The organism is Shewanella putrefaciens, assembly GCF_016406305.1.
In the GTDB taxonomy this organism is placed as follows: Bacteria; Pseudomonadota; Gammaproteobacteria; order Enterobacterales; family Shewanellaceae; genus Shewanella; species Shewanella putrefaciens_C.
The window spans coordinates 2,412,642-2,438,683 of the sequence record NZ_CP066369.1 but is presented as its reverse complement, the minus strand read 5'-3'; the positions used below and the strand labels follow the sequence as shown (position 1 = coordinate 2,438,683).

Sequence of the window (26,042 nt, the reverse complement as noted above, 5' to 3'; positions counted from 1 at the left end):
TATGTTAAAGATTGCCGATGTGGAGTTTGAATCACGGTTATTTACCGGAACGGGAAAATTCAGCAATAGCCAAGTGATGCTTGAGGCGATAACGGCTTCAAAATCGCAGTTAGTGACAGTTGCGATGAAAAGAATTGATTTTAAAATGGGGCTTGATGATTTGCTCACGCCGTTACGTCAAGCGGGTGTTCGGCTATTGCCTAACACTTCGGGGGCGAGAAACGCCAAGGAAGCGGTGTTTGCGGCTGAGCTTGCCCGTGAAATGCTGAGCACTTCGTGGATTAAGCTCGAAATCCACCCGGATCCTAAGTACCTAATGCCCGATGCGATAGAAACTTTCGCCGCGGCCAAAATCCTCTGCGAGAAAGGTTTTACCGTGTTGCCCTATGTGCATGCCGATCCGGTACTGTGTCGGCGATTAGAAGAAGTTGGCTGCGCTGCGGTTATGCCACTGGCGAGTCCGATTGGTAGTAATCAAGGTTTAGTGACTGAAAGCTTTTTAAAAATCATCATAGAGCAGTCGCGGGTGCCAGTGGTGATCGACGCCGGCATTGGCGCACCTTCACAGGCTGCGCGGGCAATGGAGCTGGGCGCCGATGCTGTGCTCGTCAACACAGCTATCGCCAGCAGCGCATCGCCGATAGTGATGGCCGAGTGCTTTAAGGAGGCGGTGCAATGTGGCAGACGGGCCTTTGAAGCTGGGCTTGGCCGAGTACAAACGGGCGCGGTACATACCAGCCCTCTGACGGGATTTTTAAACCAATGAGTTTTGTAGCGGAATTTGCCAAGATCCCACGGGATAAACTGTTACTCGATTTGTATTCTTGCACGGCCCAAGATGTCGAGCGGGCGTTAGTGAGCCCCGCAGGGGATTTACGCAGCTTACTGGCCTTATTATCACCTGCGGCAGAGCCTTATATCGAAACCATGGCGCAGCACTCTGCGGTGCTGACGCGGCAGCGATTTGGCACAAATCTGGGCATGTATTTACCGCTATATGTCTCGAATCTGTGCGCTAATGAATGTGATTACTGTGGTTTTAGCATGAGTAACAAACTTAAACGCAAAACCTTGAATGAGCAGGAGTTGATGGCCGAAATGGCCATTATTAAACACCGCGGCTTCGATTCTATTTTACTGGTGTCGGGTGAGCATGAAACTAAGGTCGGTATCGATTATTTCAAACAGATTTTACCATTGGTAAAGCCGCAATTTAGCCATGTGGCGATGGAGGTCCAGCCCATGGGTGAGGATCATTACCGACAGTTAGTCGCACTAGGTTTAGATGCGGTGATGATTTATCAAGAGACCTATCAACCTGAAACCTATGCCAAACACCATACGCGGGGTAAAAAGCAGGATTTTGCCAATCGTTTAGAAACTCCAGATAGGATAGCGAGGGCGGGCGTCGATAAAATTGGTCTTGGGGTATTACTGGGGCTGGATGATTGGCGTTTAGATGCGTTAATGATGGGTTATCACTTAGATTATTTAGAGAAGCGCTATTGGCGCACGCGCTTTAGTATCTCGCTGCCACGGCTAAGGCCTTGTACTGGCGGGATCTCCCCAAAAGTCATGCTATCGGATCTAGGTTTAGTGCAAATGATTTGTGCATTTAGACTTTTTAATCATCAGCTTGATATCAGCATGTCGACAAGGGAAAGCCCTGAGCTGAGGGATAATCTACTGCCTCTTGGGATCACGCAAATCAGTGCCGGCAGCTCGACCCAACCGGGGGGCTATCAAGCACCCGACAGTCAACTCGATCAGTTTGAGATAAGCGATGATCGCAGTGTTGAGCAAGTCATCGAACAGATGCAACGGCAGGGTTTTCATCCAGTATTTAAGGATTGGGAATCGGCGTGGATTGTGGCATAAATCCCGGAGAAAATATGGCTCGAAACGGCGATAGACCTGTACATTCAGGGTGGCTTGGTTAATAATTAACCCATTATCACAGGAGCAGGAATACCGTTATGCAAATTCAATCTGCTTATTCATCCGGTCTGCAGGGCTTGCAAAGTGCTCAATCAGGGTTGACTCAAGCGACGATCGATGTGGCTAAACCGACACCGACTCAGAGTTCCACCCCGGCAGAGCCCAGCAAAGAAGTGGCGCAAACCGATAAAGTTTCGGCATTACTCGCCGCCAATGAGTCATTAAGGCAAGGTGAAGCATCGGCCGAAGTGATTGAGGCCGAATCAGAAACCATAGGCTCGATCATTGATATCAAGGTTTAAATACTATGTCTGTCGTGGCGCTATCATCCAAGGTTGGAGCGCCATCCTCTTCGTTTTTAGGGCATGATAAGCCGCAGCATCAAACTAAGATTTATCAAGGCGATAAGGTTTATCAAGGAGCGAGCGCTCAGGCGGCATTAACTCAAACCGCTGTAACCTCACTGTTCAGCTCCCCTAAAATTGAAGCGAGTGGGCCGATTGAACCCCAGTTGACCAGTGTTACTGGCGAAGCTGGCCGCGCCTCTCTTCTTGCCCCTAGTTCAGATACTTTTCTCCCCAGCGTTGCCCTACATTCTGATAGCGCGAGCTTTAGTTTACTGACAGGCCCACGTTCCATAACTGGTATGCGTGATGGACAGATTGCCGCGCCGATGTCGACAGCTGTCGTACCATCAGTAACACTTGGGGCGCAACATGTTCCATCAATTGCTGCCACAGATGTGGCGGCCTTCGAGCCTTTTATCTCGGCATTCTCTGACATTGGAGGGAGCATTGGGGGAAATTCCTCCGCGATAGGAGCTTCTCCTTTACCACTTAGCCCAATGGACGGTGCTTTTTCCCAAGCGAGTGAGCCCACCGCCTCAGATATCGTGACTGACTCTGATGTTTTCGTGGGTGTTTCTAGGGAGGAGATAAGGGGGAATAATACCGCTGTCTCTGGAATAAACTCTTCTGCACCCAATGAACCTCCTTTGATTCCCGTTGAACAACAGCCCAGTAGCACCGAACAAAGCACCGAACAAAAGTCGATACAGGATCAATTTAACTCAGTGTTTGGCAAGTCTGTAAATGATGAAAAAGACGTTAAGACACAACAGGATAAAGCGGCGCGAGCGGAAGCAGCCCGTCAGCAGCAGGAAAAACAGCAAGCATTAGCTGCGATATTTGCGGCGCAAAACAGCCAAGCCCGGGTGAATGCACAGGGGGAAGAAGAACCTAAAAATGCAAAGCAAGCGCAATCCTCCGAAATAGCTAAAGAGAAACAACAGCAAGACGAAGAGCAAGAGGCAGTCGAACAGCAAAAAGCACAGGTAGAAGCGCTTAAATCTCGGGATATAGAGGTCAAAGCCCATGAGCATGCCCATGCGACAGTTGGCGGTCAGTATGCCCAAAGTCCCAGTTTTAAATATCAAAAGGGCGCGGATGGGCAACGTTACGCAATTGATGGCGAAGTTCAAATTGATGTGTCCGCTGTGCCTGGCGATCCCCAAGCAACGATCAATAAAATGAAGCAAGTCTATGCGGCGGCCATGGCGCCCGTTGATCCTTCTAGTGCTGATATTCGCGTTGCCACAGAAGCCCTAAAGAAAATGGAAGAAGCTAAAGCATTACTGGCCGAGGAGCGTCAGAAGCAAATTGTGGATCAAGAAACAGTTCAAACTTTAATAGGTGCAGACGCCCAAATTGATGAGTTGCCTCCCCTTAAAGAACACCCAATTAACATAGCCGGAGAGGTGGATGCCTCGGGTAATATTGCAAAGCCCCAGGAAGCGGCTTCGACACCAGTCACAGAAGCGATTGATAAGATAAAACAAACAATAGCGGAGCAGATATCTTCACATTCGACAACTGAAGATGAGGCTATTACTGAGAGTGTTGAGCCTCCTGAGCCTCCAACGGCCACATTAGCCTTTAATGCTACGCCACCACAAAATAGCCATGGCAACTCTAGGGCGGCATTACATAGGGAAGCCTCTTTGGCCCAAATGGAAAATGGCGCAACGCGTTTTTACACTTCGGTTGGTCATCAACAAGCCCGTTTTCTTGACGTCAGTGTGTAGGCTAAGAGTATTTGCCCTAAGCCCTAAGCCCTAAGCCCTAAGCCCTAAATACTGGCATATTGAGCGGATTAATCACTTCATTCTATCGTTGTTATGCTGTGGTGTTTTGATCATGGTGTTTTAAGATCATTGCGGCGAGTAACTTTGATGCCGGGCCCTGCTGATCGCGATTGGGGATCACTAGACTCAAGATGATCCGGCGTTTTTGGCTGCCCTGTAAATGCAAGCGCACTAATCCCCCCGAGGCCAATTCCTCTTGAATAAGGAATGAAGGTATCCAGCAAAACCCAATTCCTTGCTTTAAGATCACTTTTGCCTCATGGAAATTGGAGACAGTCCAGCGCTGCTCAGCCTTAAGCCAGCCGATATCGATATTGGATTGCACTCCAGTATCTTTAATGACCAGCTGTAGGTGCTGCGCCAGAAGTTTATCATCATCGAGGGTGCCTATTTCGGCGAGAGGGTGACTTGGATGGCAAACTAGATGAAGTTCGTGTTCACACAAAGGCTCGGATAAATAGCCTTTTGGCGGAATGCCGGCACAGATAGCAATATCCACTTTATTCTGTTGGATCAACTCTTGGGTTCCGGTGATCACTGAGTCCAACACTATGATACGAGTGCCGCGACTATGGGGCAGAAAATCATTGAGGGCGCAGACTAGGCTCTCCATTGGATAGACAATTTCGCGGGCGATAGTGAGTGTGGGCTCCCAGCCTTGCTCAAGATTGCTGGCAAGTTGCTCTAACTCGCTAACCGCTTGAGTGACATGGCGAGAACGGCGCAATAGCACTTCACCTTGCTGGGTGAGATAGGCTTTACGCCCTTTAACCTCCAGCAGCTCTATCCCAAGTTGGTGCTGCAATTTGGCCACGGCATGATTGAGGGACGACTGACTCTTATTCAGTTTTTCAGCCGCTTGGGCATACCCGCCGAAATCGACGACGGCTTGCAGAATACGCCACTGTTCTAGGGTGGATTTAGCCCGAGTCATAATAGTCTCAAAAAAACGATAGATAGGGGCTTATAGTGGCGGCTAATTATCATTTTTTCAATTAATTCCGCATATACAACGGGTAAAGCGCGGGCTTATTGTTTTTGGTTTTGCCCTTCAGTTACGGCTTTAGCCATTCTCTGAATGAGGGATGCGGGATCGATGGGATCACCAAGGCAGGCACTCAACTGGCTGCTTAAGGTGAGTGCATCCTCATTGACAACCAGAAGTTGAAATAAATCGGCTTTATCTTGGGTATTTAGGGTGGTTTGATAGATGAACTGTGCTAATGCTGACTGCCAAAGGGACTGATAATAGAGAGGCCCTTCGTTAGCTATGGCATTGAAGCTATATTGATAATGGCTGGATTGCGGCCAACTCTGGCCAAAACTCTTTTCAAATTCAGCACTAAGATCGGGGTAACTTTGTGTGTTTAAGTCCTGGGAAAAATCTAACGCAACCTTAGCGCGAAAGACTTTCATTTGTTTTGCATAGGCTTTAGCAAGTGAGCCCCGCTCATTGAGATAATCTGCTGCAAACTCTGGAAAAAGCTCATGGCGTAGCACTTCGGCCAACCATAGGCTTGGTAGCTGATTGCTATCCATGGTTGGGGCTAAGGTATTATTGAGGTAAAAGTGGCTACCCCGGGCAAGGGCTGTGATGGCCTCGGCAATGGCTTGGGTAAATTGCTCTATATCTTTGTAACTACTGAGCTGTGGTTTGAGATCTAAGGCCTGTTGCCCAAATTGCTGGCCTATAATACTTTGACGCAGCGTCTGTTGGTTATTGCGGCGATGCTGCGCTTCATCGAAGGAAATATAAAGTTCACCCAGTAATCTTTGTTGATGGTAGACGCGAACCATTTGCTGTGTTGGCAATTTGCCCTGTTGCTGAGGGAGCAAGGACTCAAACTTAAGCCCCATAGTGGCTAAATAGGTAAAACCTTCACTGAGCATGGCCTGAGTCGATATTATTGGACCATCGGCAGCGTTCAGCGTTGCTAAATGTCGACCAAGATCCCAAGGGGCAACATTGATAACCTCTGTTTGGCTGTCGAGAAACGCTTTTACTAACGAGGGGGATGAGAGCTGCTGCGAATTCAAACGCAAACTGGCGTAATCGTTAAAACCTGCGGCAGTTGCAGCCTCTTGCCATAGAACGGCGATGCGGCTCAGTGCCGTTTGGTTGTATTTACTCGCTCGTCCTTGGTAGGCCTGCCACACAGTTTGGCGGCACTGTGGATCGGTTTGTTTCAGCAGATAATTGGCAATGATGCCAGAAAATGGCTCGCTCTTAGGCTCGTTGGTTTGCTCATCTAACACTATTTCCCCTGAGCTATATTGCGCTTCTGTGGGGAGTTGGCATTGACCATTTTGGATATCGAGACTCAGTTGTTGGCTTGCCAATCCCCGTCGAATACTCGCCTGGGCTGTGTGCAGTTTGGCTTTATAGTTCAGCTCCCAATGCTGACTTAACAAGGACTTAAGCTGCGAACCCAGTAATACTTGCTCGCGATTACCTTGGCTTAATGCATCGGAAAGCTGTTTAAATTCAGCTTGATTCACTAAGTTGCTGAGTGTGTCGGCTAAGTGTAACTGGCATTGCAGTAGACCTTGCCGCTCCTCGCTCGAGAGGTTGAAACCGCGGTAATACTTCAACCTGTCATTGATATTATTCAGCCCTATGGCCTGTTGTTCTAACACTAAGGCTTGCTCAGCCAGTGACAGATCCAGTGGCGTATCGGGCGTTAAAGCACCATTTTCTAAGGCATCAACTTTGCGATCCTTGAGAATGGCAAAGGCGCTTGTTAGCTCGATACTGGGCAATCGCAAACATTGTTCGACTAACAGCGGCACAGGGCTTGGCGCTGCGTTTACCGCAGCCGAGGACAGTAAACAAAGGGCTAGGCTAGCGGTTAAGGTGGTTTTTAGTATCGGCATTGGGCTTTGCAACTGTCATAGAAAAACCATGGTTTATCCGCTAATTGAGATCAAAGTTAGGCTGATTTTTCACCGCAATAATCGTGGCACGCTTGGGCGCCGGATAACCTTCAATCGTTTTTGTGATATCCGTTGGATCTAGGTATTCAACCAGTGACTCATTGGGCATCCAGTCGGTACGTCGCTGCTCAGCAAGGGCGGTGACATCAATATCGACGCAACGTATGTCGGTGAAATCACACTTCTTTAACCAGAGCATTAAAGCTGCGACCGATGGAATAAACCATACATTATTCATCTTGCCATATCTATCCTGGGGAACGAGTACGGTATTTTCATCGCCATCGATGACTAAGGTTTCTAACACTAGCTCACCGCCCATGCGCAATTGATCCCGCAATTGCAGCAAATGATCGATAGGTGAGCGTCTGTGATACAACACCCCCATGGAGAAAACGGTATCGAAGGCATCGAGTGGGGGTAATTCTTCAATCCCCAGAGGTAAAAGGTGCACGGGGTGGTGGTTGCCGGCTAATCGTTTTACCGCTTCAAACTGGCATAAAAACAATGGCGAAGGATCGATACCTACCACACGTTGTGCCCCTGCGCCCAACATGCGCCACATGTGATAACCACTGCCACAGCCGACATCGAGCACGGTTCGATTATTGAGCGGTGAAATATGCTGTTTTACCCGATCCCATTTCCAATCGCTGCGCCATTCGGTATCGATATGAATACCGTGAATATGAAAAGGCCCCTTACGCCAAGGCATAAAGAGGCGTAAAAGATTTTCTAACTTTTCCTTTTCACCAGGACTGAGCTGCTCACCGGTGCCAACGGTGACACTATCGATAAAATCCACTTGATCCGGCACTGGGTAGTTAAGCTTATTGAGCACTTTTTCCCATTTAGGTAAGTTGCCGTGTTTATGCTCCCGTTGCCATTTACCCAAAATACTGGGGAGGGTTTCGAGCCAATGCTGCAGATTTGAATCGGCGATTTGTTGGTAAAACGAGCTAAAACTGATCACTTGATGGCTACCATAGATGCAAAATTAAAACATTGAAACCAAAGACTAAAGTGGCTAAATCCTTGGCTAGTAAGGCGCTGTTGGTGCGTGGTTAAGGTGTCGGGTTTCATCACATTTTCCAGCGCGCTGCGCTTTTGGCTAATTTCGAGTTCGCTATAGCCGTTGGCCCGCTTGAAATCTAAATGTTGCTCTTCGAGTAAGGTTTGGATAGGGGCATCCTCGAAGCGAATTTTTTCCGAGAGCACGAGTATGCCACCGGGATTGAGGCCTCGATAAATTTTAGCGATCAGCGCATCTCTATCTTCTGGCGGTAAAAATTGCAGGGTAAAATTGAGCACGACTAAAGAGGCATTTTGAATGTCAATATCACGGATATCACCACAGACAAGGTCGACATCGGTATCGCTCACATAGGCGCTTAAGTTTTCTTGGCAGCGCGCCACCATAGATTCACTATTATCTACGGCAATGATACGGCACTGACGGCCTTGGATTTGGCGGCGGATACTTAAGGTCGCAGCGCCTAGGGAACAACCTAAATCATAGATTTGCGTATTTGGTATGACGAAACGATGCGCAAAATCGCCTATGGTATTGATAATTTGCGTGTATCCAGGTACCGAGCGGCGGATCATGTCACTGAAGACGCCTGCCACTCGATTATCAAACTGGAAATCGCTAATGTGTTCATTCGGTTGAGCGTAGATCGTATCTTGAGAAGCGTTCATCTGGGTTTATCTCGGAAATTCAACCCGGCATTTTAACGAATCCCATTGATTAGCAGCAAGTCTCAGGCTAGTAATTTGCGATAAATTTTTGTCTAATATGCCAAAGATAACAAAATCGTTACATGTACATCAGGTACTAGGGACCCAACTTGAAGTTAGTGATCCATTTAATTGTGATCTTATGTTGCTGTTTTTGGAGCATGGCTGGACAGGCCAGCAATGCGCCCTCTATGCCACTTGTGGTGGTAATGGGAGAAGACAGCTTTCCCTACCAGTATGTCGATAGTGACGGTGAGCCCAGTGGTTTACTCGTGGATCTTTGGAAAGAATGGGCTAAGCAAACCCATACCGACATCATATTTGTCGCGCGCCATTGGCATGAATCCCTCGAGCAACTGCAGCAAGGTAAAGCCCAAGTTCATTTAGGCATGGGGAAAACCCCTGAACGTGAAGTGATATTTGATTTTGCGACCCCGATTGCCGATGTGGGGACTTATTTGTATTTGCATAAATCCTTGCAGGGTAAAAAATCGATTAATGAGTTGGTGCCCTATCAGATTGGGGTTGTTGCTGGCTCTTCCCACGAAGCGGAATTACACCGAATTGAACCTAAATTAGTTTTTAAACGCTATGAGAGCCGTGAAAAACTGCTCGCGGGTGTCGTATCGGGTGAGACTGTGGTGTTTGCAGGACTCGAGGGATACTTAAAAGACCCTTCGTCATCCCAAGATGTTTCGGCCAATTTCCCGACTACTGCACGGCTCCAAATAAAAGCGATGCAGTTTGTTCCCGCCGTACTCAAAGGTAATCAAGCTCTGCTCGATAAGATTAACCAAGGTTTTATGGCGTTAGATCCCCATTTTATTCAGCAAACTGAACGTCGCTGGCTTGGCTACCACAGTCAAAAAAATGGATTGGTGATCGCTATGCTGCTTGGCGCTGAGCCCTTTGTGGACCTTGGCGTTGATGGTTTACCCCACGGTTTATATGTTGACATGTGGCAATTGTGGTCTGAAAAAACCGGTATCGATATTGATTTTATTCCCGGTGATATGAGTGCCACTGTGAATGATGTCCGTCAAGGCTTGGCCGATGCACACATTGGATATCCAGAGAGTGATGATCTTAAAACGGGACTCAGCCGTGCATGGAAACTCTATACGGTAAAGAGCCGTTTATTTCTCTACCAACAGCAATTAACGGATTTACACCAGTTAAAGGGGAAACGCATAGGCGTACTACCGACAGCACCTTATCTTGTTAGCCTAAGGAAATCCCTGCCAGAGGTACCATTACGTTATTACGACTCTATGGATGCTATGGTGGCAGGGGCGAGGGCGGGTGAAATTGTCGGATTTGTCGCTTCGGGCGCTTGGACATCCCATTATTTGCTGCTCAATAAAGGCTGGTCCGAATTTCATCAATATCCCGATCTTGAGTTCTCGACCGATATCTATGTGTTAGCGCGCAGCGATGATCCTGGGCTGATACAGCGAATAGCGAACGGGTTTAGCAACATCAGCACCCAAGAGTTTGCCAATATTGAGCAAAAATGGATGCTCAATCCCAAGGACCATATCTTCAATGGCGCTGCCCATAACCAGATCATATTAACCCCCGAGGAACGCGCCTATATTGACGGACTAGGGGAAGTGAAAATGGGTTATCTCAAACAATGGTCTCCTATGGAATTTACCGATGAACAGGGCGAATTTGCAGGGATCAATAGTGATGTGGCCAAGCTGCTGCAAGAACAATTGCAGCTTAAGTTAACCGCCGTTGCCTTCGATGATTGGCATGGTCTTATGCAAGCCTTGCAGCAGGGTGAGATAGCCTTGGCGGGCAGTGTGGCTCAAACCGCAGAGCGCCAACAAAGGCTAGCGTTCAGTGATGCCTACTGGCCATCACCTTGGGGGCTGGTGTCGCAATTAGAACAAGTGTCCGTCTTTAATATCGCCCAATTAGCAGGACAAAGAGTCGCAGTGGTGGAAGGTTATCACTTGGTCGCCCAACTTATGGCGCTGCAGCCGTCACTCAAACTTGTACTTGTGCCTGATACTCAAGCCGGGCTTGACGCTGTGGCAAATGGCCATGCCGATGTGTTTATCGATAAAGTTGTGACCTTGGCCTCTGAGCTTAAAGCGGGTCAATACCCTTCGCTTAAGATGTCGCTCCTGAGTGACTTAGCCGATCAGCACAGCCATATAGGTGTTTATCCTCAGTTCAAACCATTAGTGCCGCTTATCAATAAAGTGCTGGCGCAGATTGATGCTAGGCGTCAGCAGCAGATCTATTCCCACTGGGTATCTTTCTCTGTGGAATCGGATAACAGTCAATATATTCAATGGCTGCGCTATTTACTCTTAGGGGTGCTGGCATTATCTGTGGTGATGGTTGCGGTGTTGGCGGTTAATCGAAGACTCAACCTTGAGATTACCCGTCGCCTTGCGGCGGAAAAGCGCCTGCTGTATGTGGCGAATCACGATGCGTTAACTCAGTTACCCAATCGTGCCTTACTCGACGATCGTTTATCCCAGGCCCTGTTATCACACCAAAGGGAGCAGTCTCATTTTGCCCTATTGTTTGTTGATTTAGACGGATTTAAGCAGATCAATGATCATTACGGACACCCTACTGGGGATGAGTTATTAGTGCGAGTGGCACATTTGTTGACCAAGGCGGTACGCGGCTCAGATACGGTTGCGCGTTTTGGTGGCGATGAGTTTGTGATCCTACTAAATCGTGTGCAAGATCTCGATGCGGCTACCCAAGTTGCTGATAATATTCTGCAGTCACTCTCTAGCCCCTTTACCATAGAAGGGGTCAATGTTGATATCGCCGTGAGCATAGGTGTGGTGATCTATCCCCGTGATGGTGATACCGCCATTGGATTATTGAAAAAGGCCGATCAGCTCATGTATCAAGCCAAGAGTGCCGGTGGTCGTTGTTATCGCCTCGCTTGATGTTTTTTTGAACGCTTATTCGCCGACAGTGCGTTCGCTACTAGTCAAGGGCGTAAAACTGTTTGATACTTCACCGCCTAAGAGTGAAGTACTTTGGTAATCGGCATTATTTGACTATAATGCCGCTTTTATCTCGTTTTGATTATTTCCAAAGCACCGGTTTCCGGATAAAGGATAGAGTTAGATGCGCAGTCATTATTGTGGAGACGTCAATAAGTCTCACGTTGGACAAGAAGTTACCTTGGTAGGTTGGGTTAATCGTAGCCGTGATTTGGGTGGTGTTGTCTTTTTAGATTTAAGAGACAGAGAAGGTCTGGTCCAAGTGGTTTATGATCCAGATTTGCCTGAGGTGTTCGCTGTCGCCAGCACGCTGCGCGCCGAGTTTTGTGTTCAGGTCAAAGGCCTCGTTCGTGCCCGTCCTGACAGCCAAGTCAATGGTCAAATGAAGACGGGTGAGATTGAAGTCTTAGGCACGGCCTTGACAATTATCAATGCTGCCGATCCGCTGCCACTGAGCATGGATAACTATCAAAACAACAGTGAAGAGCAACGTCTAAAGTACCGTTATTTAGATTTACGTCGCCCAGAAATGGCGCAGCGTTTGATGTTCCGCGCTAAGGTGACCAGCGCTGTGCGTCGTTTCCTCGATTCAAACGGCTTCTTAGATATTGAAACGCCGATCCTGACTAAGGCGACCCCAGAAGGCGCCCGCGATTATTTAGTCCCGAGCCGTACCTACAAGGGCCAATTCTTTGCCCTGCCACAGTCGCCACAACTGTTTAAACAGTTGCTGATGATGTCAGGCTTTGACCGTTACTATCAAATTGTAAAATGCTTCCGCGACGAAGATTTACGTGCCGACCGTCAGCCAGAATTCACCCAAATCGATATCGAAACCTCATTTATGACGTCTGAGCAAGTGATGGCGAAGACCGAAGAAATGATGCGCGGTCTGTTCCTTGAAATGCTGAACGTCGATTTAGGCGAATTCCCGCGCATGACTTACAACGAGGCCATGCGCCGTTTCGGTTCAGATAAGCCAGATTTACGTAACCCATTAGAGCTGGTGGACATTGCCGATTTACTTAAAGAAGTGGAATTTGCGGTATTCTCAGGCCCTGCCAACGATGAAGAAGGCCGAGTTGCTGCGCTACGTATTCCGGGCGGCGCGGCTCTGTCTCGTAAGCAAATTGATGATTACACTAAGTTTGTCGGCATTTATGGTGCTAAAGGCTTAGCTTGGATGAAGATGAATGACCTAAGCCTTGGCTTAGAGGGCATTCAATCACCTGTGCTTAAGTTCTTGAATGAGAGCATTGTTAACGAAATTATCAGCCGTACTGGCGCGCAAACCGGCGACATTATTCTGTTTGGTGCAGATCAGGCGACTGTGGTTGCTGAGTCTATGGGCGCACTGCGTCTGAAAGCCGGCGAAGACTTTAACTTACTCCAAGGTGAGTGGCGTCCACTGTGGGTGGTTGACTTCCCAATGTTTGAGAAGATCAACGGCAGCTTCCACGCGGTTCACCATCCGTTCACTGCACCGCGCGGCGTAACGGCGGCAGAACTGGAAGCCAACCCCGCAAATCGCGTTTCCGATGCCTACGATATGGTATTAAACGGCTGCGAATTAGGCGGTGGTTCAGTGCGTATCCACAACCAAGAAATGCAGTCTGCGGTATTCCGTATTCTGGGTATTACCGACGATGAAGCGAAAGAGAAGTTCGGCTTCCTGTTAGAAGCGCTGCGTTACGGCACGCCGCCGCATGCGGGCTTAGCCTTTGGTTTAGATCGCATCATCATGCTGATGACCAAAGCGACGTCGATTCGTGATGTGATGGCGTTCCCGAAAACCACTACGGCCGCGTGTCCGTTGACCAATGCACCAGGTTTTGCTAATCCACAGCAACTGGCTGAATTAGGGATTGCGGTAGTCGAAAAAGCCGCTAAAACGGAAGTATAATTTCTAGTTTGTTGTTTCAAAAACCGAGGCGCTGGCCTCGGTTTGTTTTATCATCTCGTCATTTCATTTCTTATCAATATCTTGTGTTATCAAAGCCTAATGGGATCTTTGCCAGTCAGTGAGATATTCGGCTATTGATAAGATGTGCAATGGCTATGACTAAAGGAGATCTCCCATGGCAGGTCATAGTAAGTGGGCCAATATTAAGCACCGTAAAGCGGCGCAAGATGCCAAACGCGGTAAGCTGTTCACCAAATTTATCCGTGAACTAACGGTTGCCGCCCGTGAAGGCGGCTCTGATCCCGATTCCAATCCACGTTTGCGTGTTGCCATCGATAAAGCGCTGGGCGGCAATATGACCCGAGACACGGTCGAGCGGGCGATTAAGCGTGGCGCCGGTGAATTAGAAGGTCAGCAACTCGAAACTATTATCTACGAAGGTTATGGACCCGGTGGCACCGCTGTGATGGTCGAAACCATGACGGATAACCGCAATCGCACTGTGAGCGGCGTGCGTAATGCGTTTAGTAAATCCGGTGGCAATTTAGGCACAGATGGCTCAGTGTCTTATCTGTTTACGAAACGCGGCGTGCTTTCCTATGCGGCGGGAACCGATGAAGATGCATTAATGGATGCGGCCCTAGAGGCTGGCGCCGAGGATGTCGTGAGCTACGATGATGGCGCTATCGATGTGTTTACCGATCCTAATGAATTTTACGCGGTAAAAGATGCCCTCGACGGGGCGGGTTTTACCAGTGAGAATGCGGAAATTTCGATGATTGCCTCGACCAAGGCTGAACTCGATGCCGACACCGCGGAGAAATTTATGCGTCTTATCGATACTCTCGAGGAGCATGATGACGTGCAAGAGGTGTATCACAATGCCGAGATTTCCGATGAGGTCATGGCAAGCTTAGGTTAATTCCGCCCATGTGACATGTTAGCATTGGGTCACTTTGGCATTTTTCTGTCCAATATAAGGCACATAATGGCAATTATTTTAGGTGTTGACCCAGGTTCACGGATCACAGGTTATGGTGTGATCCAGTGTCAGGGGCGACACCAAATTTACTTAGGCAGTGGTTGTATTCGTACATCGGGTGAAGAATTACCCCAAAAACTCAAGCAAATTTTTGATGGGATAAGCGAAATTATCCGCCAATATCAACCGGATGAATTTGCCATCGAGCGGGTGTTTTTAGCAAAAAATGCCGATTCGGCGTTAAAGCTAGGCCAGGCAAGGGGGGCGGCCATCGTTGCCGCTACCGTGGCGAATTTACCCGTGGCAGAATACAGCGCCACTCAAATTAAAAGTGCCGTGGTGGGGACGGGACGGGCGAAGAAAGAGCAAGTGCAGCATATGATCCAGCAATTGCTGAAATTACCCGCCGCACCCCAGGCTGACGCTGCCGATGCACTTGGAGTTGCTGTGTGTCATTATCACACTAGTCAGAGTTTAATCGCATTAAGTGGCCGAGCAACGGCGAGAACATACGGACGGTACAGATGATAGGTCGTTTACGTGGCGTGTTAGTTGAAAAACAAGCACCTGAGATACTGATTGATGTCAATGGTGTGGGTTACGAGTTACAAATGCCGCTCACCAGTTTTTACGAATTACCTGAAATTAACCATGAAACGGTGATCTACACTCACTTTGTGGTGCGTGAAGATGCCCAGCTACTTTATGGTTTTATCACTAAGCAGGAACGGGCGTTATTTCGCTTACTGATCAAGACCAATGGTGTTGGGCCAAAACTCGCCTTAACCATTCTTTCTGGCATGACGGCATCGGAGTTTGTCGGCTGTGTTGAGCGTGATGATATCGTCACCTTAGTCAAATTACCGGGAGTAGGTAAGAAGACGGCCGAGCGTTTATTAGTGGAAATGCGTGATAAGCTCAAGAGCTTGATGGAAGCCTCCGCAGGTTCTGAACGCGAATTTGTGCTGCAGTCCAATTATTCACCGACACCTACGGTCAATAGCGCAGAAGAAGACGCCATTTCCGCTTTAATTTCACTGGGTTATAAACCACCACAGGCGAGTAAATCCGTTTCTGCTGCCTATAAAGAGGGGATGGATCCAGAAACCTTGATTAAGGCCGCACTAAAGTCGATGCTTTGATGGGATATACCATAGGGTTTCACCATCGCCATAATGTCGATCTGGTAATAGGAAAATGTAGATGATTGAGGCAGATAGACTGATCCAGCCACAGTTACAGGCGCAAGACGATGTTATCGATAGGGCAATGCGACCTAAATTGCTCGATGAATACACGGGGCAAGATGACACTCGGGCACAGCTGAAGGTCTTTATTCAAGCGGCAAAGAATCGTAACGAAGCCTTAGATCATATGTTGATCTACGGCCCGCCAGGACTCGGAAAAACCACCTTGGCCATGATTGTCGCCAATGAAATGGGGGTCAACATCAAGTCGACCTCGGGCCCTGTGCTTGAAAAGGCAGGGGATTTGGCGGCGCTGCTCACCAATCTTGAATCCGGTGATGTGCTGTTTATCGATGAGATCCATCGCTTAAGTCCCGTGGTGGAGGAAATTTTATATCCGGCAATGGAAGACTATCAGCTGGATATCATGATAGGTGAGGGGCCTGCGGCGCGTTCTATCAAATTGGATTTGCCCCCCTTTACCTTAGTGGGCGCCACCACCCGCGCCGGGGCTTTGACTTCACCACTGCGGGCGCGCTTTGGCATTCCATTGCGATTAGAGTTCTATAACATCAAAGATCTCAGTACGATTGTGGCCCGTTCTGCGCAGGTGATGGGACTGGAAATTGATAAAGAAGGGGCGCTGGAGATAGCTAAACGATCCCGCGGGACTCCTCGAATTGCCAATCGTTTACTTCGTCGGGTGCGGGATTATGCCGAGGTACAACATGATGGTGCTGTGACTCAATATGTTGCAGAACAGGCATTGGATTTGCTGGACGTAGACAACGAAGGTTTCGATTATATGGACCGTAAGCTGTTACTGGCCATTATCGATAAATTTATGGGCGGCCCAGTGGGGTTAGATAACTTAGCCGCCGCCATTGGTGAAGAACGTGAAACCATTGAAGATGTGCTAGAGCCTTTCCTTATTCAGCAGGGATTTATTCAGCGTACGCCCCGTGGTCGAATTGCCACAGCGCGTGCTTATCAGCACTTTGAAATGATAAAACCAGCATAACGATAATATCAATATCGTATTTAGAAATGGCGGCCTCGGTCGCCATTTTTTTATCTTAAATTCCAGGATTATTTTACCAATAGAAAGTGTGTTTTAAAAAACACCCCACCCAATAAGTAACATTTATTAATAAATCGTTAAATTACCTTAATCTTGCAAACAAGTATTTTGAAAGATAACTGCACTTTACTTATGGCGCTTATTTAGTGCTCAAGACTCGATTTAAATTTAATCATTTCAATTCGTTATTTTTAGTATTGTCATGCTGTTTAATTTGGATGTTAATTGTTGAGTATATGTTGCATGCACTCTTGCGGTGCATAAAAATTACAAACTATTCATTTTGTATCATTTCCATACTGACTTTTTCCTTTGTAAATATGGCTTTCTTGGTGCGTGGGTATTTTTGTATGCATAAACATTTAATAAATAATCGACATTATGTGTTGTGGACTCTATATCTTTAAACTTAAAAAGTGTGATGTGAGTCACATTTTTGAAGTCTTTATATGTTTATCGGATGTTATGTTATTAACAGTTTTAATCGCTAGTTTTGTGGTTTTTTGATGGTTTAAGAATCTGCAAAGGATTATTTTTCGGTATTTTGATTTTAACTGAAACCAATTATTAACAAGGTAATCGTTATTTGATAACAATAAAATTATTTAGGTTAAAAAATTGAGCGTTGACGGAATTAAAGTGAATCCTCAGTATCAAGCGCAACACTCGTACAGCAATAGTTGTACAAGCTGTAAGCATAAAAATAATAGTAAGATCTAGGGAGCATTCATTCATGATCAAAAGAACCAAAGTAGCATCAGCTATTAATTTAGCTATCGTTACATCTATCACTACGGGTGTATTTGTGACTTCAAGTGCATTTGCAGCCGAAGAGACAGCAAAAGTTGAACGTATTGAAGTGACGGGTTCACGTATTCAACGTCAAGATATGGAAACAGCTTCTCCTGTTACCGTTATTGATGCTGCAGCGATTAAAGCCGAGGGTTTTACTTCCGTTGACCAAATGCTACAGGTTCAAACCTCTATGGCTGGTGCGGCGGTGGGTTCAAGCACCAACAACGGCGCCGATGGTGTGGCGCAAGTTGACCTACGTGGTATGGGTTCACAACGTACTTTAGTATTACTGAACGGTCGCCGTATGGTGAACTCAGGTTCAGGTGCTGACAGTTCTGTGGATTTGAACTCTATCCCAGTAGCTATGATTGCCCGTGTTGAAATTCTGAAAGACGGTGCTTCTGCGGTTTACGGCTCTGATGCGATTGCGGGCGTAGTAAACATTATCACTAAGAAAGATTTCGAAGGTTTCCAATTCGACTTTAACGGTAGCGGTACCGACAAGGGCGATGGCCAGAGCGGTGACGTCAGTGCACTGTACGGCTTTAATACCGATGGCGGTAACTACACATTCGGTGCGGCGTACTCTGACCGTCGTGGTGTAATTCAATCTGACCGTGATTGGACTGAACCAGGTGCGAGCTCATTTATCCCTGAAGGTACTTTAGGTGGTAAGGTTCAAGATGCGAACGGTAACTGGGTAGATCGTCCATATGGATATGATTTTACTCAAGACAGCTATTATCAAACGCCGAGCGAACGCCGTAGCTTATTCGCGAATATGACACAAGAGCTTGGTAATGATGTGGTGTTAACTGCGGACGCTATTTATACCAACCGTCGTTCAAATCAACAGATGGCTGCGCAACCTGCTGATATTATGCTAAATGTATGTGGTGCTGCCGGTGTTCCTGCTGGTGCTCCTTGTGTAACATTAGACAGTGATATGCTTGCGGCTGGCATTAAAGCGGACGAAAAAGGTTTAGTTAACTACCGTCGTCGTACTAACGATGTGGGTCCTCGTATTTATACTCAGGATACTGACACTTGGCGTTTATCTGGTGGCCTAGCGGGCACATTAGATGTCCATACTGGTATGAACTGGGATGTAACTTATACCTACGGTAAAAACCAAGCGAAGACTGCGGTAGAAAACTCTATCAACGCTTCAGATATGGCGACCTCTATCTATGCTAATCCAGATGCTTGGTTTAGTGGTGATCCATTAACTCAGCAAATGAAGAACGACATTGGTTACACCGAAGAAGCCAAAGGCGGTAACGAGCAACAAACCTTGTCTGCTGGTTTAAATGGTGAGCTATTCGATCTGAGCGCGGGTGCCGTAGGTTTTGCGATTGGTGCTGAATATCGCCGTGAAAGCGGTTTCTACACACCGGATGAGGTAGTTATTGCGGGTGAGAGCACATCAGCTCAGCAAGATCCTACTAATGGTAACTACAACGTTATCTCTATTTTCCAAGAAGTTAGCGTACCTTTCACTGAAAAATTAACCGGTGAATTCGCGCTGCGTTTAGATGATTACTCTACTTTTGGTAAAGCGACCACATGGAAAATCGGTTTAACTTATGCTGCAACCGATGACTTAATGGTTCGTACCGTGGCGGCAACTGGTTTCCGTGCGCCGAGCGTAAGTGAACTCTACGGTGGTAACTCAGGTTCATACGATTATTTAGACGATCCATGGGGTAATGCTCAAGATCCACAGATCCTCGTGAATCGTACTTCAGATCCAGATCTGCAACCTGAAGAATCAGAGTCTTACACTGCTGGTTTAGTGTATTCACCAAGCTATGTTGACGGTATGTCTGTGACTTTAGACTACTGGCGCTTCAAAGTGGATAACGCGATTGCACGTATGGACACACAAGCTGGTTTAGATGCTTGTTATGCTGGCGATGCAACAGCCTGTGAAACCTTCAACATTGGTCCAAATGGTGATTTAGATAACCTCACCAACGCACTAACCAACGTAGGTACGCAGGACACAAGTGGTATCGACTTTAACTTAGCCTATGGTTTTGAAGGTCTAGGATTAGATTGGAAAATCAATAACGACACCACTTACTTAATCAACTTTGAGCAAGATGGTGAAGATTATACTGGTACTATTGACGGTAACTTCGGAGCCTATGCCCGCGTTCGTAACAACTTCAGCATTTCTGCTGGCCAAGACGACTGGAGCGTAATGTACTTCAACCGTTATATTGGTGAGATGACAGATTTAGCCGAAGGTACTAAGGTTGATTCAATTCTGTACCATAACATTTCTGGTACTTATCACATCAACGATATGACCAGCGTCAGCTTAGGGGTTAAGAACTTCACTGATGAGAAACCAGTGACGGTTTCTAACGGTAGTGATGGTGGTACTGTACCTGAAGTTTACGACACTATTGGCCGTACCATCTATGGTGGTGTGACAGTTAAGTTCTAAGCTTCAGTCAGCCGACTGAACTTGATAAAAAGCGCCTTCGGGCGCTTTTTTTATGGGACAAAAAGGGGCTGAGGTTCTATTTTGCCGATGAAGCTGTAACTAAGATCACAATTTAGCAGAAACTTATTTTTACCCTTGTATTAAGACTAGAGTGATCATTATAGTCATGTTAATATAAATGATATCGATTCTCGTTTGGATATTAAGGATGAGTAAAATACTGTTGGTTGATGATGATCCCTTATTCAGAACTTGGTTATCCGATGCTCTGATGGCACAAGGTCATCGAGTGGAATGTGCGGTTAACGGCCTTGAGGGGCTTTCAGGTATTCGTGCCTTTAATCCCGACATCATCATGCTCGACTTAGTCATGCCACAGATGAATGGCTTTGATCTGTTAAAGGCAAGGGAATGCTCAACCCCTGTCATCATGATCTCGGCGCGGGATAATGAGGATGACCGCATTAGAGGCTATGAACTCGGTGCCGATGACTATCTGTGTAAACCCTTTAGTATTAAAGAACTGATCGTGCGGTTGCATGCGCTCGAACGTCGAATATTTGCCCATTCAAAGGCATCGCATCTTGAGCCGACAGTGGCGAGTGCGGTGAGTTTTGATGAGTCCAGTTACCGGATCACTATCGGTCACCGCGCGGTGGATTTAACTCAAACAGAGTTTAGGTTGTTTAAGTATTTATTCGAGCGAAAGGGGCAAGTGATCACTAAGCAGGAGCTACAACGTTCTGTATTGCAAAAAGATCTGGGCCGCTTTGATCGCAACCTCGATATGCATATCAGCAATACCAGGCGCAAACTCGCCAACACCAGTTTACCGCGTAATTTAATCAATACCGTGCGCGGGCAGGGGTACAGTTTTACGGTTTGAGGAACATCACTTCGCCGCTTAGCCCTAGCTGGTCAATAAAAGGCCGACTGATTTAGCCTTTGTTGAATTTTACGGCTTTCGTTTTCCCCTGATGCGCTTTTGGTTTATTCTATCGGCCATAAAATAAGATGTGCTCAGTGCCATCTCGTGCCCTTACTTGAATAATCTATTAGGAATCATTATGCGGATCAGTGCCAATTTTGATGGCGGAAATATCCAAGTCGTCAACCTTGATAATAAAGATGATATCCAACTTGCCATTCGTCCAGATGCGGGCGGTGAGTTTTATCAATGGTTTAATTTTCGATTTGAAGGTGAAGTGGGTAATCAATACACCTTAAATATTATTAACGCGGGCACTGCATCTTACCCAAAAGGGTGGCAGGACTATCAAGCCGTAGCGAGTTACGATCGGCAGCATTGGTTTCGCGTACCGACACAATACCAAGATGGCACATTAAGTATTCAGCTTGAGTTAGAGTGTGATGCTATCCAAATCGCTTACTTTGCACCCTATAGCTATGAGCGTCATTTGGATTTGCTCAGCAGTGCCCAATTACACCCAGATGTGACTTTAGAGCATTTAGGTCTGACATTAGATGGTCGCGATATTACCTTGATGAAAGTCGGTAATGGCGATGCCGCTAAACGTAATATTTGGATCACTGCAAGACAACATCCCGGTGAGACCATGGCCGAGTGGCTAGTTGAAGGGTTAGTGAATCGCTTGCTCGATAATGATTGCCCAACCGCTAAGGCTCTGCTCGATAAAGCCAACTTTTATATCGTCGCTAACATGAACCCCGATGGCAGTGTCAGAGGCCATCTACGGACCAATGCCATCGGCATTAATCTTAATCGCGAATGGCAAAACCCAAGCTTAGAAAAAAGCCCTGAGGTTTACCATGTCGTCAATAAGATGCAGCAAACGGGCGTGGATTTATTTTACGATGTGCACGGGGATGAAGGTTTACCCTATGTGTTTCTCGCTGGGTGTGAAGGTGTGCCTGCCTATAACGACAGATTGGCACAGCTACAAGCGGATTTTAGTCAAGCTCTCACCTTAGCCAGCGCCGATTTTCAGACGGAATTTGGTTATGCCAAAGATGAGCCTGGCCAAGCGAATTTGACCGTGGCATCCAACTGGGTCGCGCAAACCTTCGAGTGTTTATCGAATACGCTTGAAATGCCATTTAAAGACAATAACAACCTAGCGGATCCCTTTGTGGGTTGGTCACCTGAGCGCAGCAGCTATTTAGGTGAAGCCTCGTTAATCGCCATGCTGGCAGTTATTGATAAGCTAAGATAGGTGAGGCGGATATGGCATTAATTGAATGTCCCGTGTGTCGCAAACGTATGTCGAGCAAGGCATCATCTTGTCCCCACTGTCAGGCAAAAACCGACGGGGATAATGGGTCTCTCGCACGCATTAGCCATATACAAAAATCCAGCAGCTTAATGAATCAAAGCTTTGTCGCTATGACGTTATTTATTGCAGGGGTGGTGATTTGGTTTTGGGGTGGCGAACCCGCCGAAGGCTTGCGGGCGAATATTGCCGGAGTGTGTTTTGTGTTCGGTTTTGTGGGTTATCTTATCACGCGCATAAGAATCGTATTGCATAAGCGGAAAAGTGTATGACAGACATTAATCAAGTAATCGACCAAATGCCCCTCGAAGTCTACGAAAGGCTGCGCAGTGCCGCCGAGTTAGGCAAGTGGGAAGATGGTAGCGTATTGAGTGAGGCCCAGCGTGAATCAACGCTGCAAGTGGTGATGATGTATCAAGCGCGAAAGCTCGATCAGACCGAGCATTTCACCATTGCCGCGGGTGGTAAAATCAATGAGCTATCAAAAGCGGAATTGAAAAAGCAATTTCGCGGTGAATCGATAGCCGAGTTTAAAGCGGAAGAACTGTAACGCGAGCTTGAACAATGAAAAAGCCCATGTAAATGGGCTTTTTCATTTTTAAATACAAACATTAAGCATTAATCAGGGCTTAGCTCACCGACTAAATTTTGCAACATAGCGGCTTTGATTTCGCTCGGCTGTAGATTTTTAGACAACAAATAATGCAACTTAGCTAGGGCCGCTTCTATGGTCATATCGGCGCCGCTAATCACCCCCGCTTTGGCCAATGCATTACCCGTCGCATAGCCGCCCATATTGACTTTACCCTGGAAACATTGGGTGAGGTTCACTAACACTATGCCGCGCTCATCCGCTTGTTTAAGGGTGTTCAGTAATGCGGCATCCTGCGGCGCATTACCCACTCCAAAGGTCAGTAATATCAGTGCTTTAACCGGCTGCTGGAGTATGTTTTCGAAAATCTGAGTCGAGATCCCAGGATAGAGAGTCACGACCCCCACAGGTTGTGGACTGATATTGGCGACCTCTAAGGGTTTCGCGCTGGGAACGGCAATTTTGCCCGCACGTAGATTAATTTTAATGCCCGCTTCGAGCAGTAGCGGAAAATTAGGTGAAGCGAAGGCATCGAATCCATCGGCGTGGGCTTTCGTCGAACGATTCCCGCGGAACAATTTGTTATTGAAGAATAAACACACTTCTGCCACCGGATAATTAGCGGCGATATACAGGGAGTTTAACAGATTGGTTTGACCGTCTGATCGCAACTGGGCGAGGGGAATTTGCGAGCCTGTGACTATCACAGGTTTAGATAACCCCTGCAGCATAAAGGATAATGCCGACGCTGTGTACGCCATAGTATCTGTGCCGTGGAGGATCACAAAGCCATCGTAGTCTTGATAATTGGCTTTTATATCATCGGCAATCATCTGCCAGTCCGTTGGCGCCATATTCGATGAATCGATCAGCGGGCAGTACTCGTGGATCACGAATGAGGGCATTTCATCATGGTAAAACTCAGGCATGGATTGCACACACTGAGTCAGGAATCCTGCGACGGGAACAAAGCCATTATCGGTTTTTTGCATCCCGATAGTGCCGCCAGTATAGGCGACGTAAATGGAGCGTTTAGTCATTCTTATGGTTATCTTAGCTTCAAGTGGCTTAATTATACGATTTAACAGGCATAAACCCAATAAAAAAGCCCGAAGGTTCGGGCTTTTATCACTGCACTTAACGGTCTTTTGTGCTTAAGCCAAGGGATCAGTTGAGCGCACAGTTGTCACAATAAACATAGACATGGTTTGGATCGTTAAATGAAGCTATGGTTTTTAAACTGCCAGTCCACTGTGTCAACATTTGCTCGAGTACCGAAGACTGGCTCAGTGACGCGGGTAGGTAGCTTGATGCTGAAGCAAACATCTGTTGGATAAATAGCTGCTCAGGGGTTAATTCCTGTTCAATAACCCGGGTATCGAACAGGGTTAGATCCGCTAATTTTGCCGCCTTGGCAATCGCTTGATCTATGTCTCCAAGTTCATCGACTAATCCGAGTTCTAGCGCCTTTTTACCACTCCAAACACGGCCCTGGGCGATAGTATCAACTTGTTCTAACGTCATTTTACGTTCTTTGGCCACCAGTGAGATAAAGTCTAAATATCCCCGCTCTATATGGCGCTGGATAACGGCTTCAATTTGTGGTGACAGGGTACGAGTAATCGATAATCCGGCCCACTCCGACGTTGACACACCATCTGTGTGCACACCTAGGCTTGCCAGAGAATCCTCAAACGTGGTGATCATACCGAAGATCCCAATGGAGCCAGTCAGTGTGGTTGGCGTGGCGAAGATATAATCTGCGCTGGCAGAGATCCAATAACCCCCAGATGCGGCAAGGCTACCCATGCTCACTACCACGGGTTTGCCCGCGGCTTTTAACGCCAACAGTTCTTGACGAATTTGCTCAGAGGCAAAGGCGCTGCCGCCAGGGCTATCGACTCGTAGGACTATTGCTTTGATATGCTTATCGAATCTAGCCTTACGCAGTAATTCTGTTGTGCTGTCTCCGCCTATCTGCCCAGCGGGTTGACTGCCGTTTAAGATAGTGCCGCTCGCGACGATAATGCCAACGCTGTCCTGTTCGACAAAGTTAGGTAGCGGGGTCACTAAGGTCAAATAGTCATAGAAGCTAACTTGCTTGAAGCTATCACCGCTTTTGGCTTTACCAACGCTCTCAAGCATGGTCTTGCGGAATTCTTCGTCGGTGGCGAGTGAATCGACCCACTTCATATTGACCGCCATGGCGGCGGAATTACCCTGGGCCTTATCGAGTTCACTAAGGTAGGTTTGTGCACTCAGTGTCAGGCTATTGGCATCGATATTGCGATTCGAGGCTACTGTTTGAGTGTAGCTTTGCCAAATGTCCGAGAGCAGGTCATTGCTGGCTTCCTTTGCCGCATCGGACATATCGTCACGCATATAGGGCTCTACAGCGGATTTAAAGGTGCCGACCCGGAAAATGTGTGCCTTGACTTTGAGTTTTTCGAGTGCCGATTTGAAATACAAACTATAGAGACTTAGGCCATCGAGGGAGACTGCGCCTTGGGGATTGAGGTAAACCGTATCGGCAAAGCTGGCCAGAAAATACTGGTTTTGCTCATAGTAATGCCCTATTGCCACAACTTTTTTGCCGCTTTCTTTAAAGCGCTTAAGTGCATCCCCTATGGATTGCAGTTTGCTGATCCCTGCACGTTTTAGATCGGCTAAATCGAGCACTATGGTGCTGATCCTATTGTCCTGTACTGCATTATCAATTACATACAACACATCGGCTAATAGGATTTCACCATCGGCATTGCCGCTATTACCTTGCTTTAGGGCCGCCTCAATGGGGTCAACCTGTTGTTTTTGATCGACAATGGTCCCAGCAAGGTTGAGCACCAATGCCGAATTGTCTTCGACTTGAATATCTTCACTGCTGCTAATGGCGACCACAATCATGGCTAAAATGCCAAAAAAGATTAAGTTGAGGATAAGCTTGCGGGTCCCGTTAAGGATATTCCAGATAAATAAGCATATTCTCTTGAAAAACGATGGGTTAGCGGACATCAGCCACTCCTTTATAAGTCCAATAGGCTAATGCTAACTGAAAA

21 protein-coding genes are annotated in these 26,042 nt (G+C 47.2%); 15 read left to right on the top strand and 6 right to left on the bottom strand.

Annotated features, from left to right (window positions below):
* The first annotated feature begins 1 nt into the window (after position 1).
* The 4 genes from JFT56_RS10620 to JFT56_RS10605 all read left to right on the top strand — a co-directional run bounded on the left by JFT56_RS10620 (position 2) and on the right by JFT56_RS10605 (position 4,021).
* Positions 2-766, top strand: a complete 765-nt coding sequence (locus JFT56_RS10620; RefSeq protein ID WP_198780082.1) for a thiazole synthase — start codon at positions 2-4, stop codon at positions 764-766.
* Entirely contained in the window at positions 763-1,878 is a 1,116-nt protein-coding gene (gene thiH / locus JFT56_RS10615; protein WP_198780081.1) for a 2-iminoacetate synthase ThiH, read from the top strand. The genes JFT56_RS10620 and thiH overlap by 4 nt, the downstream gene beginning before the upstream one ends.
* Before the next feature lie 98 nt (positions 1,879-1,976).
* On the top strand, positions 1,977-2,240 hold the full coding sequence (locus tag JFT56_RS10610; RefSeq protein ID WP_198780080.1) for a chemotaxis protein: 264 nt from the start codon (positions 1,977-1,979) through the stop codon (positions 2,238-2,240).
* 5 nt (positions 2,241-2,245) lie between these two features.
* Entirely contained in the window at positions 2,246-4,021 is a 1,776-nt protein-coding gene (locus tag JFT56_RS10605) for a putative metalloprotease CJM1_0395 family protein (protein ID WP_198780079.1), read from the top strand.
* Positions 4,022-4,112: 91 nt separating this feature from the next.
* On the opposite strand, the gene JFT56_RS10600 is transcribed toward JFT56_RS10605, so the two are convergent.
* From JFT56_RS10600 to cmoA, 4 genes are all read right to left on the bottom strand, one after another.
* Positions 4,113-5,015, bottom strand: a complete 903-nt coding sequence (locus tag JFT56_RS10600) for a LysR family transcriptional regulator (RefSeq protein ID WP_198780078.1) — start codon at positions 5,013-5,015, stop codon at positions 4,113-4,115.
* Positions 5,016-5,110: 95 nt separating this feature from the next.
* Positions 5,111-6,949, bottom strand: coding sequence for a M3 family metallopeptidase (locus JFT56_RS10595; protein WP_233095604.1), 1,839 nt, complete (start codon positions 6,947-6,949; stop codon positions 5,111-5,113).
* 46 nt (positions 6,950-6,995) lie between these two features.
* Positions 6,996-7,988 (bottom strand): tRNA 5-methoxyuridine(34)/uridine 5-oxyacetic acid(34) synthase CmoB, encoded by a 993-nt coding sequence (gene cmoB, locus JFT56_RS10590; RefSeq protein WP_198780076.1) that lies wholly within the window; start codon positions 7,986-7,988, stop codon positions 6,996-6,998.
* Complete coding sequence (cmoA, locus tag JFT56_RS10585) at positions 7,985-8,716, bottom strand: carboxy-S-adenosyl-L-methionine synthase CmoA (RefSeq protein WP_198780075.1); 732 nt, start codon at positions 8,714-8,716, stop codon at positions 7,985-7,987. Before cmoA ends, cmoB begins: the two co-directional genes overlap by 4 nt.
* 149 nt (positions 8,717-8,865) lie before the next feature.
* Between cmoA and JFT56_RS10580 the strand changes: the two genes are divergently transcribed.
* The 11 genes from JFT56_RS10580 (at position 8,866) to JFT56_RS10530 (ending at position 22,944) form a co-directional block, all read left to right on the top strand.
* The gene (locus JFT56_RS10580; RefSeq protein WP_198780074.1) at positions 8,866-11,679 is read left to right on the top strand and encodes a diguanylate cyclase domain-containing protein; all 2,814 of its coding nucleotides are present in this window, start codon (positions 8,866-8,868) and stop codon (positions 11,677-11,679) included.
* Positions 11,680-11,863: 184 nt separating this feature from the next.
* A complete protein-coding gene (gene aspS, locus JFT56_RS10575) occupies positions 11,864-13,642 on the top strand; it encodes an aspartate--tRNA ligase (RefSeq protein ID WP_198780073.1) in 1,779 nt (592 codons plus the stop codon).
* Between the two features lie 175 nt (positions 13,643-13,817).
* Positions 13,818-14,564: a YebC/PmpR family DNA-binding transcriptional regulator gene (locus JFT56_RS10570; RefSeq protein WP_198780072.1), complete on the top strand. Its 747-nt coding sequence runs from the start codon at positions 13,818-13,820 to the stop codon at positions 14,562-14,564.
* Positions 14,565-14,630: 66 nt separating this feature from the next.
* Entirely contained in the window at positions 14,631-15,152 is a 522-nt protein-coding gene (ruvC, locus tag JFT56_RS10565) for a crossover junction endodeoxyribonuclease RuvC (protein ID WP_198780071.1), read from the top strand.
* Complete coding sequence (gene ruvA / locus JFT56_RS10560; protein WP_198780070.1) at positions 15,149-15,766, top strand: Holliday junction branch migration protein RuvA; 618 nt, start codon at positions 15,149-15,151, stop codon at positions 15,764-15,766. Before ruvC ends, ruvA begins: the two co-directional genes overlap by 4 nt.
* A gap of 61 nt (positions 15,767-15,827) precedes the next feature.
* Positions 15,828-16,832 (top strand): Holliday junction branch migration DNA helicase RuvB, encoded by a 1,005-nt coding sequence (ruvB, locus tag JFT56_RS10555; RefSeq protein ID WP_198780069.1) that lies wholly within the window; start codon positions 15,828-15,830, stop codon positions 16,830-16,832.
* A 793-nt stretch (positions 16,833-17,625) separates the two neighbouring features.
* Positions 17,626-20,142, top strand: coding sequence for a TonB-dependent receptor plug domain-containing protein (locus JFT56_RS10550; RefSeq protein ID WP_198780068.1), 2,517 nt, complete (start codon positions 17,626-17,628; stop codon positions 20,140-20,142).
* A gap of 208 nt (positions 20,143-20,350) precedes the next feature.
* Positions 20,351-21,028 (top strand): response regulator transcription factor, encoded by a 678-nt coding sequence (locus JFT56_RS10545; RefSeq protein ID WP_198780067.1) that lies wholly within the window; start codon positions 20,351-20,353, stop codon positions 21,026-21,028.
* Between the two features lie 181 nt (positions 21,029-21,209).
* A complete protein-coding gene (locus JFT56_RS10540) occupies positions 21,210-22,337 on the top strand; it encodes a M14 family metallopeptidase (protein WP_198780066.1) in 1,128 nt (375 codons plus the stop codon).
* An 11-nt stretch (positions 22,338-22,348) separates the two neighbouring features.
* Complete coding sequence (locus JFT56_RS10535; RefSeq protein ID WP_198780065.1) at positions 22,349-22,666, top strand: zinc ribbon domain-containing protein; 318 nt, start codon at positions 22,349-22,351, stop codon at positions 22,664-22,666.
* Complete coding sequence (locus JFT56_RS10530) at positions 22,663-22,944, top strand: YeaC family protein (RefSeq protein WP_198780064.1); 282 nt, start codon at positions 22,663-22,665, stop codon at positions 22,942-22,944. The genes JFT56_RS10535 and JFT56_RS10530 overlap by 4 nt, the downstream gene beginning before the upstream one ends.
* 68 nt (positions 22,945-23,012) lie before the next feature.
* Here the strand turns inward: JFT56_RS10530 and ansA are convergent, their stop codons facing one another.
* On the bottom strand, positions 23,013-24,026 hold the full coding sequence (gene ansA / locus JFT56_RS10525) for an asparaginase (RefSeq protein WP_198780063.1): 1,014 nt from the start codon (positions 24,024-24,026) through the stop codon (positions 23,013-23,015).
* 127 nt (positions 24,027-24,153) lie between these two features.
* Positions 24,154-25,998: a signal peptide peptidase SppA gene (gene sppA / locus JFT56_RS10520; protein ID WP_198780062.1), complete on the bottom strand. Its 1,845-nt coding sequence runs from the start codon at positions 25,996-25,998 to the stop codon at positions 24,154-24,156.
* Between the last annotated feature and the right edge of the window lie 44 nt (positions 25,999-26,042).

What these genes read in the sequence shown, in the direction of transcription:
- JFT56_RS10620 (WP_198780082.1), top strand. Translation starts at nt 2, where the DNA reads ATGTTAAAGATTGCCGATGTGGAGTTTGAATCACGGTTATTTACCGGA.
- thiH (WP_198780081.1), top strand. Translation starts at nt 763, where the DNA reads ATGAGTTTTGTAGCGGAATTTGCCAAGATCCCACGGGATAAACTGTTA.
- JFT56_RS10610 (WP_198780080.1), top strand. Translation starts at nt 1,977, where the DNA reads ATGCAAATTCAATCTGCTTATTCATCCGGTCTGCAGGGCTTGCAAAGT.
- JFT56_RS10605 (WP_198780079.1), top strand. Translation starts at nt 2,246, where the DNA reads ATGTCTGTCGTGGCGCTATCATCCAAGGTTGGAGCGCCATCCTCTTCG.
- JFT56_RS10600 (WP_198780078.1), bottom strand. Translation starts at nt 5,015, where the DNA reads ATGACTCGGGCTAAATCCACCCTAGAACAGTGGCGTATTCTGCAAGCC.
- cmoA (WP_198780075.1), bottom strand. Translation starts at nt 8,716, where the DNA reads ATGAACGCTTCTCAAGATACGATCTACGCTCAACCGAATGAACACATT.
- aspS (WP_198780073.1), top strand. Translation starts at nt 11,864, where the DNA reads ATGCGCAGTCATTATTGTGGAGACGTCAATAAGTCTCACGTTGGACAA.
- JFT56_RS10570 (WP_198780072.1), top strand. Translation starts at nt 13,818, where the DNA reads ATGGCAGGTCATAGTAAGTGGGCCAATATTAAGCACCGTAAAGCGGCG.
- ruvC (WP_198780071.1), top strand. Translation starts at nt 14,631, where the DNA reads ATGGCAATTATTTTAGGTGTTGACCCAGGTTCACGGATCACAGGTTAT.
- ruvA (WP_198780070.1), top strand. Translation starts at nt 15,149, where the DNA reads ATGATAGGTCGTTTACGTGGCGTGTTAGTTGAAAAACAAGCACCTGAG.
- ruvB (WP_198780069.1), top strand. Translation starts at nt 15,828, where the DNA reads ATGATTGAGGCAGATAGACTGATCCAGCCACAGTTACAGGCGCAAGAC.
- JFT56_RS10550 (WP_198780068.1), top strand. Translation starts at nt 17,626, where the DNA reads ATGATCAAAAGAACCAAAGTAGCATCAGCTATTAATTTAGCTATCGTT.
- JFT56_RS10545 (WP_198780067.1), top strand. Translation starts at nt 20,351, where the DNA reads ATGAGTAAAATACTGTTGGTTGATGATGATCCCTTATTCAGAACTTGG.
- JFT56_RS10540 (WP_198780066.1), top strand. Translation starts at nt 21,210, where the DNA reads ATGCGGATCAGTGCCAATTTTGATGGCGGAAATATCCAAGTCGTCAAC.
- JFT56_RS10535 (WP_198780065.1), top strand. Translation starts at nt 22,349, where the DNA reads ATGGCATTAATTGAATGTCCCGTGTGTCGCAAACGTATGTCGAGCAAG.
- JFT56_RS10530 (WP_198780064.1), top strand. Translation starts at nt 22,663, where the DNA reads ATGACAGACATTAATCAAGTAATCGACCAAATGCCCCTCGAAGTCTAC.
- ansA (WP_198780063.1), bottom strand. Translation starts at nt 24,026, where the DNA reads ATGACTAAACGCTCCATTTACGTCGCCTATACTGGCGGCACTATCGGG.
- sppA (WP_198780062.1), bottom strand. Translation starts at nt 25,998, where the DNA reads ATGTCCGCTAACCCATCGTTTTTCAAGAGAATATGCTTATTTATCTGG.